Origin of the sequence: Kitasatospora sp. NPDC101447 (genome assembly GCF_044767225.1) — a bacterium.
In the GTDB taxonomy this organism is placed as follows: Bacteria; Actinomycetota; Actinomycetes; order Streptomycetales; family Streptomycetaceae; genus Kitasatospora.
Window position 1 is genome coordinate 93,115 of the sequence record NZ_JBIWNL010000004.1, and the last position, 13,058, is coordinate 106,172.

General features: G+C 73.8%; 15 protein-coding genes. 8 read left to right on the plus strand and 7 right to left on the minus strand.

What is annotated here, in order from left to right; translation table 11 throughout:
- Positions 1-13 precede the first annotated feature (13 nt).
- Both ACIRST_RS07475 and ACIRST_RS07480 read left to right on the plus strand, forming a co-directional pair.
- Positions 14-460: a DivIVA domain-containing protein gene (locus ACIRST_RS07475; protein ID WP_402800685.1), complete on the plus strand. Its 447-nt coding sequence runs from the start codon at positions 14-16 to the stop codon at positions 458-460.
- Entirely contained in the window at positions 457-1,050 is a 594-nt protein-coding gene (locus ACIRST_RS07480) for a DNA-3-methyladenine glycosylase I (RefSeq protein WP_350522137.1), read from the plus strand. Before ACIRST_RS07475 ends, ACIRST_RS07480 begins: the two co-directional genes overlap by 4 nt.
- Positions 1,051-1,120: 70 nt before the next feature.
- Here the strand turns inward: ACIRST_RS07480 and ACIRST_RS07485 are convergent, their stop codons facing one another.
- On the minus strand, positions 1,121-1,921 hold the full coding sequence (locus ACIRST_RS07485) for an enoyl-CoA hydratase-related protein (protein WP_350522136.1): 801 nt from the start codon (positions 1,919-1,921) through the stop codon (positions 1,121-1,123).
- A gap of 300 nt (positions 1,922-2,221) precedes the next feature.
- Here ACIRST_RS07485 and ACIRST_RS07490 point away from each other — a divergent pair, with 300 nt between their 5' ends.
- Positions 2,222-2,389 (plus strand): DUF3117 domain-containing protein, encoded by a 168-nt coding sequence (locus ACIRST_RS07490; RefSeq protein ID WP_014137929.1) that lies wholly within the window; start codon positions 2,222-2,224, stop codon positions 2,387-2,389.
- Between the two features lie 115 nt (positions 2,390-2,504).
- Here the strand turns inward: ACIRST_RS07490 and ACIRST_RS07495 are convergent, their stop codons facing one another.
- Positions 2,505-3,137 carry an O-methyltransferase gene (locus ACIRST_RS07495; protein WP_189915839.1) on the minus strand — a complete coding sequence of 211 codons (633 nt, stop codon included), beginning with the start codon at positions 3,135-3,137 and terminating at the stop codon, positions 2,505-2,507.
- Positions 3,138-3,425: 288 nt separating this feature from the next.
- Here ACIRST_RS07495 and sigE point away from each other — a divergent pair, with 288 nt between their 5' ends.
- From sigE to ACIRST_RS07515, 4 genes are all read left to right on the plus strand, one after another.
- A complete protein-coding gene (gene sigE, locus ACIRST_RS07500) occupies positions 3,426-4,157 on the plus strand; it encodes an RNA polymerase sigma factor SigE (RefSeq protein ID WP_396544748.1) in 732 nt (243 codons plus the stop codon).
- The gene (locus tag ACIRST_RS07505) at positions 4,154-5,176 is read left to right on the plus strand and encodes a zf-HC2 domain-containing protein (RefSeq protein ID WP_402800688.1); all 1,023 of its coding nucleotides are present in this window, start codon (positions 4,154-4,156) and stop codon (positions 5,174-5,176) included. The genes sigE and ACIRST_RS07505 overlap by 4 nt, the downstream gene beginning before the upstream one ends.
- Positions 5,177-5,324: 148 nt before the next feature.
- Positions 5,325-5,759: a sec-independent translocase gene (locus tag ACIRST_RS07510; protein WP_350522133.1), complete on the plus strand. Its 435-nt coding sequence runs from the start codon at positions 5,325-5,327 to the stop codon at positions 5,757-5,759.
- Between the two features lie 223 nt (positions 5,760-5,982).
- Positions 5,983-6,651, plus strand: coding sequence for a hypothetical protein (locus ACIRST_RS07515; RefSeq protein ID WP_350522132.1), 669 nt, complete (start codon positions 5,983-5,985; stop codon positions 6,649-6,651).
- 88 nt (positions 6,652-6,739) lie between these two features.
- Here the strand turns inward: ACIRST_RS07515 and ACIRST_RS07520 are convergent, their stop codons facing one another.
- The 4 genes from ACIRST_RS07520 to ACIRST_RS07535 all read right to left on the minus strand — a co-directional run bounded on the left by ACIRST_RS07520 (position 6,740) and on the right by ACIRST_RS07535 (position 10,547).
- Positions 6,740-7,900, minus strand: a complete 1,161-nt coding sequence (locus ACIRST_RS07520) for a P-loop NTPase (protein ID WP_350522131.1) — start codon at positions 7,898-7,900, stop codon at positions 6,740-6,742.
- A 56-nt stretch (positions 7,901-7,956) separates the two neighbouring features.
- Positions 7,957-8,532 (minus strand): DUF1003 domain-containing protein, encoded by a 576-nt coding sequence (locus ACIRST_RS07525; protein WP_396544746.1) that lies wholly within the window; start codon positions 8,530-8,532, stop codon positions 7,957-7,959.
- 49 nt (positions 8,533-8,581) lie between these two features.
- A complete protein-coding gene (locus tag ACIRST_RS07530) occupies positions 8,582-9,877 on the minus strand; it encodes a magnesium transporter MgtE N-terminal domain-containing protein (RefSeq protein WP_350522130.1) in 1,296 nt (431 codons plus the stop codon).
- A 130-nt stretch (positions 9,878-10,007) separates the two neighbouring features.
- Positions 10,008-10,547 carry a hypothetical protein gene (locus ACIRST_RS07535; RefSeq protein ID WP_350522129.1) on the minus strand — a complete coding sequence of 180 codons (540 nt, stop codon included), beginning with the start codon at positions 10,545-10,547 and terminating at the stop codon, positions 10,008-10,010.
- Between the two features lie 140 nt (positions 10,548-10,687).
- On the opposite strand from ACIRST_RS07535, the gene ACIRST_RS07540 reads away from it, so the two are divergent.
- Entirely contained in the window at positions 10,688-11,617 is a 930-nt protein-coding gene (locus tag ACIRST_RS07540) for a DMT family transporter (RefSeq protein WP_402800690.1), read from the plus strand.
- A gap of 18 nt (positions 11,618-11,635) precedes the next feature.
- Here ACIRST_RS07540 and corA read toward each other — a convergent pair whose 3' ends face one another.
- Positions 11,636-12,757, minus strand: a complete 1,122-nt coding sequence (corA, locus tag ACIRST_RS07545) for a magnesium/cobalt transporter CorA (protein WP_350522128.1) — start codon at positions 12,755-12,757, stop codon at positions 11,636-11,638.
- Positions 12,758-13,058: the final 301 nt, after the last annotated feature.

Genomic DNA, 13,058 nt, shown 5'->3' on the forward strand with positions numbered 1-13,058 from the left:
GGGAGGACAGCTCGTGTTCTGGGTGATCGTGGTCGCCATGGCCGTGGTGGTCGGCGGCGCCGCCCTGGTGGCGCTCGGCGGGGGCGGCTCGATGCCGGAGGCGGTACCGGACCGCATCTCCGCACGGCTCCCGCAGGACCGCCCGCTGGGCAAGGCGGACGTGGACGAACTGCGCCTGCCGATGGCGCTGCGCGGCTACCGGATGGACGAGGTGGACGACGTCCTGGACCGTCTGGGCGCCGAACTGGCCTACCGCGACGCGCGGATCGCCGAGCTGGAGGCCGCGGCCCACCTGCGCGGCGCGGTCGAGGCGACCACCGGCCCCGACCCGGCGGCCGAACCGCTGCCCGGCCTGGAGCAGTTCGCCAAGGTCGTCGAGCCGACCGTCGCCCTCACCAAGTCGTCGTCCGGGGAGCCGGCCCGGGCCCCCGAGGACGCGAAGCCGGTGAACGACCAGTGACCGGACCGGTCGACGGTTCGGTGCTCGGCGCGGACGGGCTGCTCCGCTGCGCCTGGGGTGACTCCACCGACGACTACCGGGTCTACCACGACACCGAGTGGGGCCGGCCGGTGCACGGCGACGACGCCCTGTTCGAGCGGGTCTGCCTGGAGGCCTTCCAGTCCGGCCTGTCCTGGCTGACCATCCTGCGCCGCCGCGAGGGCTTCCGGGCCGCGTTCGCCGGGTTCGAGATCGGCAAGGTCGCCGAGTTCGGCGAGGCCGACGAGGAGCGGCTGCTCGCCGACGCGGGCATCATCCGCAACCGGGCCAAGATCGCGGCGGCGATCGCCAACGCGCGGGTCGCCCGTGACCTGGAGGGTGGGCTGGACGCGCTGATCTGGGGTTTCGCCCCGGAGCCGGGCCGGCCGGCCCCCCGCCGGATGAGCGAGGTGCCGGCCGTCACGCCCGAGTCGACGGCGCTGGCGAAGGCGCTGAAGAAGGCGGGTTTCCGCTTCGTCGGCCCGACCACCGCCTACGCCCTGATGCAGGCCTGCGGCCTGGTGGACGACCACCTGGCGGACTGCCACGTCCGCACCGGGGCGAAGGGCTGAGCCCGCCGCCCGCCCGGCGGCCCGGCCCCGGAGGGCCCGTTCCCGGCGGCCGTTCCCCGGTGGCCGCTCGCTAGCGGCCCACGTACTTCGGCTTCTCCTTGGCGATGAAGGCGCGCACCGCGATCCGGTGGTCCTCGCTCTCGCCGGCCAGGGTCTGCAGCTCGTCCTCCTTGTCGAGGAGTTCGGACAGCGAGTGCGAAGCGCCGTACGCCAGCGACTCCTTGATGGCGCCGTACGCGACCGTCGGACCCTCGGCCAGCTCGCGGGCGAAGACCCGGGCGGTGGCGGCGAGTTCGTCGGCCGGCACCACCTTGGTGGCCAGGCCCAGCTCCATCGCCTCGGTGGCCTTCACCGTCCGGGGCAGCATCAGCAGCTCGGTGGCCTTGGCGTGCCCGACCAGGCGGGGCAGCGTCCAGGACGCGCCCGAGTCGGCGGTCAGGCCGATCCCGGCGAAGGCGGTGTTGAAGCCGGCCCGGTCGGACAGGATCCGGAAGTCGCAGGCGAAGGCGAGCGAGGCACCCGCGCCGGCCGCCACCCCGCCGACCGCGGCGACGGTCGGCTTGCGCATCCCGGCCAGGGCCCGGGTCAGCGGGTTGTAGTGCTCGGCGACGGTCCGCAGCGCGCCCTCGCCGGTCTCGTCGGCCCGCTTCAGCATCGTCAGGTGCTCGTTCAGGTCCTGTCCGACGCAGAACGCGCGCTCGCCCGCCCCGGTCAGCAGGACGGCCCGCACCGCCGGGTCCTCGGCGGCGGCGGTCACGGTGTCGCGCAGCGCCACCTTGGTGGCCACGTCGAGGGCGTTCATCGCCTCCGGGCGGTTGATGGTGATGACGGCCAGGCCGCCGTCCAGCTCGTACAGCACGGAATCGGACATGGGCGAGGGCTCCCTGGGTGATCGTCGTGGTGTCGGTGTCGTGTGCCAGGATGCCGGAGCACGCGGTGGCCTGGGGAGTGTGAGGTATCGCACCTTCCGGTGGCGTCCGCACTGCCGCCACGCCGGGGCTTATGACGTGAATTGCGGCGGTTGGGGGCGGTCCGGCCGAGGTTGCACCGAGAGTGATGTTGGTCATCAGCCCGTGGCATGCGGGATAATGGCTTCCGATCAATGCGTTCGATACCGGCGGTGGACGGACTGCCGGTGCGTAGCTGAGCGGTTGCAGGAAGGGGAACGAGCATGGCGGCCATGAAGCCGCGGACGGGTGACGGCCCGCTCGAAGTCACCAAAGAGGGGCGGGGCATCATCATGCGCGTTCCGCTCGAAGGCGGCGGACGCCTCGTGGTGGAGCTCACGCCTGACGAGGCCGACGCCCTCGGCGAGGCCCTGAAGAAGGCCTGCGGCTGACCGCAGCAGGTGCTCGCCATCTCCTGGAGATGCGCTGCCGGGCCCGGGCACGACGTCATGTCGGCCCGGGCCCGTGCGTTTCCCGGCGGCCCCGGCAGGGCCCCCGGGGCGGCCCCTAGCGCTTGACGGCGCAGAGCAGCCCGTCCGAGACCGGCAGCAGCGCCGGCAGCAGCGCCTCGCTCTCCCGGACGTCCCGGACCAGGTCCCGGACCGCGCCGGTCTGCGGGTCCTGCAGCTCCGGCTCGGCCAGTCGGCCCTCCTGGAAGACCCCCTCGAAGCAGACCATGCCGCCCGGCCGCAGCAGCCGCAGCGACTCCAGCAGGTACTCGCGGGACTCGGCCGGGTCGCCGTCGCAGAACACCAGGTCGTACTGGCCGTCGGCGAGCCGGGGCAGCACGTCCAGCGCCCGGCCCGGTATGAACCGCGAGCGGTTGGCCGCGAACCCGGCCGCCTGGTACGCCTCGCGGGCCAGCTGCTGGCGCACCGGCTCCGAGTCCACGGTGGTGAGCACGCCGTCCGGCCGCATGCCGCGCAGCAGGTAGACCCCGGACACCCCGGTGCCGGTGCCGATCTCGGCGACCGCCTTGGCGTCCAGCGCGGCGGCCAGCAGCCGCAGGCACGCCCCGCCGCTCGGCCCGATCGCGCGTATGCCGGTCCGCGCGGACTGCGCCCGGGCGTAGGTCAGCACCGCGTCCTCGCCCACGTAGGTGTCGGCGAGGGCCGCGCGCGCGGGCCCGAACTCGCTGATGGCTGCCTCTTTCGGAGCCCCGGGTGGCGGCCCGGTGCCGGGGGATGTCGATATTTCCTGCCACAGATTACTGGCCGACCGGGAACCGCGTACGGGGGCGGGCCGTTGTCATGTCGGACCGGGTGCGGGAGACCTCCCGGGCACTTTTATCCGGGCTTGACGGGTGAGGTGGATATGGTGGTGGCCCTGCTGGGCAGAAGAGCCGACCGAGGAGGTGTGGCCGAGGGAGACGTGCCCGTGCGGCGGCACTCCCGCGGCACCGCGTCGGCCCGTACGCCGAAGCCCGTGATGAACCAGCCTGCGCATTCCGACCTGGACCAGCCCGCCGCCGCGACGCCGGCCGCCGGTACCACCGAGGCCCCCGCCCTCGCGACGTTCGCCGAGGGCCCCGACGCGCAGACCTGGACTCCGCCCTCCTGGGAGGAGATCGTCGAGGCGCACAGCGCCCGCGTCTACCGGCTCGCCTACCGTCTGACGGGCAACCAGCACGACGCCGAGGACCTCACCCAGGAGGTCTTCGTCCGGGTGTTCCGTTCGCTGTCCACCTACACCCCCGGCACGTTCGAGGGCTGGCTGCACCGGATCACCACCAACCTCTTCCTGGACATGGTCCGCCGGCGCCAGCGCATCCGCTTCGACGCGCTCGGCGAGGACGCGGCCGAGCGGCTCGCCTCCCGCGAGCCCAGCCCGGCCCAGCACTTCAGCGACACCCACTTCGACGCCGACGTGCAGCAGGCCCTGGACACCCTCGCCCCGGAGTTCCGCGCGGCCGTGGTGCTCTGCGACATCGAGGGCCTGTCGTACGAGGAGATCGCCGCCACGCTGGGCGTCAAGCTCGGTACCGTCCGCAGCCGCATCCACCGCGGCCGCTCGCACCTGCGCGCCGCGCTCAAGCACCGTGCCCCCGGCTCGGCCCCCGGCCGTGAGCGCCGCGGCGGCTCGGAGGAGCCGGTGCCGGTCGGTGTCGGCGCGGTCGAGGCCGCCGTCGCGCCCGGTGGGCGCGGACGGAGGCGATCGTGAGCGGAACCAGCCGGTCCGGCTCGGACCGTTCGGACACGTCCGGCCGGTCCTCGACCCGGCGGAGCTGGGCCCTGCCGGGGCGTCGCGGTACCGACGAACCGGGTGAGCCCGTGCTGCCCGCGCTGGCGCTGCCCGCCGACACGGCGCTGCACGCGCTGCCCGTACGGCCCGCCGAACCCGCCGCCGAGGAGCACCACCTCGGCGAGCGCCTCTCCGCCTTCCTGGACGGCGAGCTCGGCCACGACTCGCGCGACCGCGTCCAGGCGCACCTGGCGACCTGCCCGCAGTGCCTCGCCGAGGTCGACGAGGGCCGCTCCGTGAAGCACCTGCTGACCCGCACCGGGACGCCCGGCCCGTCCTCCGCGCTGATGGCCCGGCTGATGGCCGTCGGCAACCTCCCCGAGGACGGCCCGGCGGACGGCGACTGGCGGTCCGGGCGGGCCCACCACGATGACGACGACGACCTGCCGGGCGGCGGCGTCGCCGCCACCGGCACGCTCGGCGGCAGCCGGCTCGACGGCGGCTCCTTCGGCCGCGGCGCCGGGGCCTCCTTCGGCGCGGGCGCGCTCGGCGCCGACACGCCGGTGCCCGGGGTCGACCCGCGGGCCTTCGGCCGCGGCGCGGTCCTGCGGCCGCTGATGGGCCGGCGCGCCGCCCGCCCCGAGCCCGCCGTCGGACCGGACCACGGGGCCCGGCCGCAGCCGGCCGCGGCAGCCGTCCGCCCCGCCGCGCGCGGCCGCCGACTGGTCTTCGCCGCCGCCGGAGCCTTCTCCGTCGCCGCGGTCACGCTCGGCGGCGTCGGCGGCCTCACCCCGCAGGGCGAGGAACGCCACGGCACGACCGTCAGCCCGGCCGGCGGCAACGCCGGTACCGGCCGCGGCGGCCTCGTCCCGATGACCGCGCAGGTCCCGGTGGACTTCCCGGGCCGACCGGTCGCCGCGACCCGTGAGGCGTCCCCGCCGTCCTCCCCGGAGCGTTACCCCGGCGGCGTCGCCGCACTGCGTCAGCAGACCCGCTAGAGCGTCCCCGGAGGGGTCCTGGCGTCCGGCTCCCGACGTGCTCGGCCACCGGCAGGTCTTTACCACGGCTTCATCGCAGCGTGGGTCGGAGACTCGCCGGTGGCCATTACCCTGTAGGAACCGTCGTCCGACGAGCTAGGGAGCAAAGGTGTTCAGCGACGTAGGCGGGCTGGAGATCCTGACCCTCATCGTGATGGCGATCATCATCTTCGGCCCGGACAAGCTGCCGAAGCTGATCCAGGACACCATGGGCTTCGTCCGGAAGATCCGTTCCTTCGCCGACAACGCGAAGGAGGACATCCGCAGCGAGCTCGGCCCCGAGTTCAAGGACTTCGAGTTCGAGGACCTCAACCCCAAGACCTTCGTCCGCAAGCAGCTCATGGGCGACCAGGCGGACCCGCTGGGCCTCAAGGACATGAAGGACTCGCTGGACATCCGCTCCGTCCTGGACGACAAGCCCGCGGCGCCGGTGAACGGCCGCAGCGGCGGCGTCAGCTTCGACAAGTCCGCCCCGGCGACCGCCTCCGCCGGCGCTCCGCTGGCGCCCGGCGAGCGGCCCCCGTTCGACCCCGACGCCACCTGACGCACGCTCCGCCACGAGGCTCCGGCAGCACGCCACCGCCCCGCCCGGCCGCCCGGCTGAGCGGGGCGGCGGTGTGTGCGCCGCTATTGTGCTGATTGTTCCCGATGAGCCGTCCGTCACATTCCGCGTGGTCGCGGAGCAGGAACGGCCCCCGGGAACGCCGCGGTACGCCACCATGGGAGCGCGCCACGGCAGGCACACGTGCGTTTGAGGAGGCCCGGGGATGGACGCGACGAGTCAGGCGGGAGGGGCGACGGCCACGGCCGGCGGCCCGGTGGTCGGCGGACAGGCCGGCCCGGCGGACCCGCTGGTGCCCTACCTGTCCGCCGATTTCCCCTGGTACGGGCTGGACGAGGGCTGGACCGGCCGCCGCTACCTGATGCAGGCCGGCGCCGGCACCCGCGCCGCGGGCAGCGTCGACTACGGTTCGCTCGGCCACGGCGACGAGCCGGCCAAGCAGTACGAGCCGCGCGACATGCGGAAGTTCGCGGCCGTGGTCACCGTCGCCCGCCGCGACAGCCGGCGCAGCGCCGACAACACCGGCACCCTGGAGGCGACCTCCGCCTCCTCGGCCGCCTGGCTGGCCGGCTCCGGCCTGCTCGCCGCGACCTGGCCCGGCCAGCTGGACCGCGCGCTGCGCCAGGACTGGCTGGACCAGCAGAGCAGCCTCGCCTGGGACCTCGCGGACGACCTGGCCGGCCCCGGCTGGTCCACCCTCAGCCTGCCGGTCAACGGCCTGCCGCAGCCCTTCCGCTACCGCGAGTCCGAGTACGGCTGGGTGCTGGCCGGGGAGGCCCCCGGCGTCCTGCTCGGCGCGTACGGCCGCGGTGTCAGCGCCTACGGCGTCGGCTTCTCGACCGTCCCGGACCTGGCCGCCTACACCCGCCCGTAGGCCCCGTACAGCAGCCCGTAGGACCCGCCCGTGACGACGGAGGGGCCCGGTGACGCGTGCGTCACCGGGCCCCTCCGTGGCGGTCGGCTCAGAACTTGTTCTTGGGCGTCAGCCCGAGCGACATCCCGGACAGGCCGCGCTGGCGGCCGCCGAGCTTGCCGGCCACGGCGCGCAGGGCGGCGCCGGCCGGGGAGTCGGGCGCGGCGAGCACGACCGGGCGGCCGTCGTCGCCGCCCTCGCGCAGGCGCACGTCGATCGGGATCGAGCCGAGCACCGGAACGGTCGCGCCGACCGTGCGGGTGAGCGCGTCCGCGACGGTCTGGCCGCCGCCGGTGCCGAAGACGTCGATCATCTCGTCGCAGTGCGGGCACGGCATGCCGGACATGTTCTCGATCACGCCGACGATCTTCTGGTGGGTCTGCACCGCGATGGTGCCGGCCCGCTCGGCCACCTCGGCGGCGGCCATCTGCGGGGTGGTGACGATCAGGATCTCCGCGTTGGGGACCAGCTGGGCCACCGAGATCGCGATGTCGCCGGTGCCGGGCGGCAGGTCCAGCAGCAGCACGTCCAGGTCGCCCCACCAGACGTCGGCGAGGAACTGCTGGAGCGCGCGGTGCAGCATCGGGCCGCGCCAGACCACCGGGGCGTTGCCCGGGGTGAACATGCCGATCGAGATGACCTTCACGCCGTTCGCCTGCGGCGGCATGATCATGTCCTGGACCTGGGTCGGCCGGCCCTCGACGCCCAGCATGCGCGGCACGCTGTGGCCGTAGATGTCGGCGTCCACGACGGCGACCTTCAGGCCGTCCGCGGCCATCGCCGCCGCCAGGTTGACCGTCACCGAGGACTTGCCGACGCCGCCCTTGCCGGAGGCGACGGCGTAGACGCGGGTCAGCGTGCCCGGCTTGGCGAACGGGATCTCCCGCTCGGGGGCGCCGCCGCGCAGCAGCTGGGAGAGCTCCTTGCGCTGCTCGTCGCTCATCACGTCGAGCTCGACCTCGACGCCGGTCACGCCGGAGACCTTCCCGACCGCCTCGCGGACCCGGGTGACGATGGTGTCGCGCATCGGGCAGCCGGAGACCGTCAGGTAGACCGCGACGCGCACCGCGCCGCCCTCGGCGATCTCGACCGATTTCACCATGCCGATCTCGGTGATCGGGCGGTTGATCTCCGGGTCGTTGACGGTCGCCAGCGCCTGGCGTACGGACTCCTCCGTGACGCCGGCCGCGACCTCTGTCTCGTTGGCCATGCCTTGATGGTACGGCGCCGACGGATCCCCTTGACTCGCCGGTAGCGTGCCGCCGGTCACAGCTGCTCGGAGGTCTCCCGGCGCTCCTCGATCTCCCTGAGCAGGGACTGCAGTTCGGAGCGGATGAAGTCCCGGGTGGCGACCTCGCCGAGTCCGTGCCGCAGGGCCGCGACCTCGCGGGTCAGGTACTCGGTGTCCGCGATGTTGCGGTCGCTGCGGGCCCGGTCCTGCTCCATGTTGACCCGGTCCCGGTTGTCCTGCCGGTTCTGCGCCAGCAGGATCAGCGGCGCCGCGTAGGAGGCCTGGAGCGACAGCGCCAGGGTCAGGAAGATGAACGGGTACTCGTCGAAGCGCACGGTCGCCGGCAGCAGGGTGTTCCACGCTATCCAGACGACCACCACCACCGTCATCCAGACGATGAACCGCCCGGTGCCGAGGAAGCGGGCGATCCGCTCGGACAGGACGCCGAAGGCCTCCGGGTCGTAGGAGGGCAGCGAGAGCAGGCCGGGGCGGGCGGTGCGGGGCTGGTCGAGCCGGGTGCGGCCGGTGCCGGTGATCGTGGCGGTCTCCGGCCGGCGTTCGCGGCTGCCCTCGCGGGTGCGCAGTTCGCGCAGTTGCCGCAGCTGCCGCAGTTCGCCCTGCAGGCGTCGGCGGGCGGAGTCGTCCGGCCGGCCGTTGCGGTCACCGTCCACCGGTCACCCCTTCCGTCTCGTGCTGCCAGGCGTCCCCGGAGTGCAGTGCGGCGTCGCGCCAGTCGTCCGGCAGCAGGTGGTCGAGCACGTCGTCGACGGTCACCGCGCCGAGCAGGTGGTCCGCCTCGTCGACGACCGGCGCGGCGACCAGGTTGTACGTCGCCAGGTAGCTGGTGATCAGCGACAGCGGGGTGTCCGGCGGCAGCGGGTCCAGGTCGTCGTCGACCAGCGAGCCGACCAGGACGTACGGGGGCTCGCGCAGCAGCCGCTGGAAGTGCACGGTGCCGAGGTAGCGGCCGGTCGGGGTCTCGTTCGGCGGGCGGCAGACGAAGACCTGCGCGGCGAGGGCGGGCTTGTGGTCGCTGATCCGGACCCGGGCCAGCGCCTCGGCGACCGTCGCGTCCGGCTCCAGGACGATCGGCTCGGTGGTCATCAGACCGCCGGCGGTGTCCTCCTCGTAGGTGAGCAGGCGGCGCACCGGCGCGGCCTCGTCCGGCTCCATCAGCTGGAGCAGTCGTTCGGCCTCCTCGCCGGGCAGCTCGGAGAGCAGGTCGGCGGCGTCGTCCGGGTCCATCGCCTCCAGGATGTCGGCGGCGCGCTCCTCCTGGAGCTTGCCGATGATCTCGACCTGGTCGTCCTCGGGCAGCTCCTCCAGGACGTCGGCCAGCCGCTCGTCGTCCAGTGCGGCGGCGACCTCGGCCCGGCGCTTGGCGGACAGGTGGTGCATCACGCTGGCGAGGTCGGCGGGGCGCAGCTGCTCGAAGGTGGCGAGCAGGTTGGCGGCGCCCTGGTCCTGTTCGGGCAGGGAGAAGCCGGTGACGTCCTGCCAGTCCAGGGTGAGCCGCTCGCCCTTGCCCTTGCGCAGCCGGCCGGCCCGGCCGACCTGGACGAAGACCTTGCTGACCTCCCACTCGCGCACCCGGGACTGCACCATGCCGACGTCCAGCACGGTGACCTCCTCACCGGTCTTGGACCAGGTGACGGTGCGGTCCAGCAGCTCGGCGAGCACCAGGGTCTCGGACGGGCGCTGCTCGAAGCGGCGGAGGTTGATCACGCCGGTGGTGAGCACCTGGCCGGACTCCAGGCTGGTCACCCGGGTCATCGGCAGGAAGATCCGGCGTCGGCCGACCACCTCGACCACCAGGCCGAGCACGCGCGGCGGACGCCCGCCGAGCCGCAGCGAGACGACGACGTCGCGGACGCGGCCGACCTGGTCGCCGTTGGGGTCGAAGACCGCGATGGCCGACAGGTGGGAGATGAAGACCCGCGTGCCTGGCCCTGCCATGGACTCCCTCGACTCGCTCGACGCCGTGCGTGGTGCGCCCGGGCGCACTCGCGGCCAAATCTACCCGCGAGTGCGGGGCCCGGCCCGACGAGGGCACGGTAGCCGGGCGAGGAGTCCTCGGCGTGAACCCTCAGCGGCGCTTGAACAGCAGCTTGGGCAGGCCGGCCGGGATCGGGCGGCGGGTGGTGGCCGGGGTGGGCATCGGCTGTGCGGCGTGCGAGCCGTCCGGCATCGCGCCCGGACCCTCGGCGAGCGGGCCGGAGGGCTCCAGCCGCAGCACCCGGCACTCGCGGGCCCAGCGCTCGGTGATGGCGTCGGTGTCGGGCGCGTTCAGCCGCTTGCCCTTGAGTTCCTCGACCGCGCCCAGCCACTGCGGGCTGCCCGGCGCGAGGTCGACCACCCGGGCGTGCCAGCCGGTCAGCCGGCCGCCCTTGTCCTTGCTGCGGACGGTGACCACGGCCCCGGCACCGGGGGCCAGGCCGTGCAGCGGCTGCTCGCCGCCCTCGCCGACCACCACGACCGCGCCGTCGTGCCAGGCGTGCCACAGCGGCCGGGCCTGCTCCTGGCCGTCCGCGCGCACCCAGAGCAGGCCGGACTTCTTCGCGGCCTCCTCCAGCAGTGCCTGGTCGAGGAAGGCGTCGGCGGTCGCGGCAGCGGGCGTACGGTCCATGGCCGACAGCGTACGGCTTTCCGGTCCGCTCCCGTCCACGGGACGCCGGGACGTCTCAGCCCCCGGGCGACAGTTCCATTACTGCGCCACGGGCCTTACCGTATGAGCGCCCCGCCCACCGCGACCAGCAGAGGAGCGCCGTGCCCGCCGCCCGGCCCGCGACCGCCCCCGCCGCCACGCCCACCGCCGACCCGCGGCCGACGCATCCGCTCCCCACCCTCGACCTGCTGCTGCTCGCCGTCTCGATCGGCGGCATCTCGCTGTCCGGTCCGCTGATCAGCGCCACCGCCGCGCCCGCGCTGGCGATCGCCTTCTGGCGCAACGTCATGTCGGTCGGGGCCCTGGGCCCGTACGCGCTGCTGCGCCACCGCGCCGAGCTGCGCGGGATCGGCCGGCGGGCGCTGCTGCTCGCGGTCGCGGCCGGGGCGCTGCTCGCCGTCCACTTCGCGCTGTGGATGCCCAGTCTGCGGATGACCTCGGTGGCCTCCGCCACCGCCCTGGTCACCACCACCCCGCTGTGGACCATCCTGCTGATGCGGCTGATGGGCGTCCGGGCGCCCCGGACGGTCTGGCTCGGCACGGTCGTGGCCTTCGCCGGCGTGCTGGTGCTCACCGGGGTCGACCTCTCGCTCTCCCCGCGCGCGCTGCTCGGCGACGCGCTCGCCCTCGCCGCCGGCCTGGCCGCGGCCGGGTACATGCTGCTGGGCGCCGAGGTCCGCAGGACCGTCAGCACCACCGCGTACACGCTGGTCTGCTACGCCACCACGGCGGTCGTCCTGCTCGGCATCTGCCTGGTCGCCGGGACCCCGCTGGCCGGCTGGCCGGCCGGGGTGTGGTGGCAGATCGTGCTGCTGATGGTCGCCGCCCAGCTGCTCGGCCACTCGCTGAGCAACCGTGTGGTGCGCAACCTCGGGCCGTCGATCACCTCCACCGCGATCCTGCTGGAGACCCCGGGCGCGGCCCTGATCGCCGCGCTCTGGCTGGGCCAGTGGCCCCCGGCGGCCGCCTACCCGGCGGTGGTGCTGATCCTGCTCGGCCTCGTCCTGGTCGCCCGCGGCGGCCGGCGCTGACCGGCCGCGGTCCAGGTCCTAGAGCCAGCCGTTGCGGCGGAAGCCCCGGTACATCCCGACGCAGATCAGCGCGATCGCGCCGAGCACCATCGGGTAGCCGTACTCGTGGTGCAGCTCGGGCATGTAGTCGAAGTTCATGCCGTACACGCCGGTGATCATGGTGGGCACGGCGAAGATCGCCGCCCACGCGGTGATCTTGCGCATGTCCTCGTTCTGCGCGACCGAGACCTGCGCCAGGTTGGCCTGCAGCAGCGAGTTCAGCAGCTCGTCGAAGCCGTGCACCTGCTCGGCGACCCGGGCCAGGTGGTCGGCGACGTCCCGGAAGTACTTCTGGATGTCCGGGTCCACCAGGCGCTGCAGCGGCTCGGACAGCTGCTGCATCGGGCGCAGCAGCGGCACCACGGCGCGCTTGAACTCCAGGACCTCGCGCTTGAGTTGGTAGACCCGGCCGACGTCGGAGCTGCGGCCGCCCTTGGCCGAGAAGACGCCGTACTCGATCTCGTCCACGTCGTTCTGCAGCCGCTCGGCGACCAGCAGGTAGTTGTCCACGACGTGGTCGGCGATCGCGTGCAGCACCGCCGCGGGGCCCTTGGCGAGCAGTCCGGCCTCGTCCGCGTCGGCCTCCAGGCGGTGGCGCAGCTCCTGCAGCGAGCCGTGGCCGCCGTGCCGGACGGTGATCACGAAGTCCCGCCCGGCGAACACCATCAGCTCACCGGTGTCCACCACCTCGCTGGTCGGCGTGAGCTGGTCGTGCTCGACGTAGCGGATGGTCTTGAAGACGGCGAACAGGACGTCGTCGTAGCGCTCGACCTTGGGCCGCTGGTGCGCGTGCACCGCGTCCTCGACCGCGAGCGGGTGCAGGCCGAAGCGCTGGGCGATCCCCTCGAACTCCGCCTCGGTCGGCTCGTGCAGTCCGATCCAGCTGAACGAGCCCGCGCCGTCCTGGAGTTGCTGCTCGGCCTTGACCCGGCGGGCGGCCTCGCGCGGGCTGCAGGACTCGCCCTTGCGCTTGCCGTGCTGGTAGACCGCGCAGTCCACGACCGCCGAAGCGGCGTCCTCGGGCAGGACGTCGTACACCCCGGCCACGACCCGGCGGCGGTTGGTGCGGACGGCGGCACGCAGGCTGTTGATCATCGACATGGCAGGCTCCCAGGGGCAGGGAGCCGTCGCAAGGCGGCGCGGAAGAAGAAACGTTCGGCCGCGGTACGACGGCGAAGAACACCGGTGAAAGGGGGGATGAAGGTGCTCTCCCGGCCGGTCCGTCCGCCGTGGTCCTGCGCCCTGGGCTACTGCGGCTGATTCAGCCGATTGGGCCTGCGGGGCGAGGGGTACGGGGAAGTCGGGGCCGGGCAGAGCTGCCGGTACTGCATGGTCGGCCGGTATCCACCGCAACCACCTCCTTCGCGCCGCCGCCCCGGGACGGAAGCATCCCGGTGGCCAG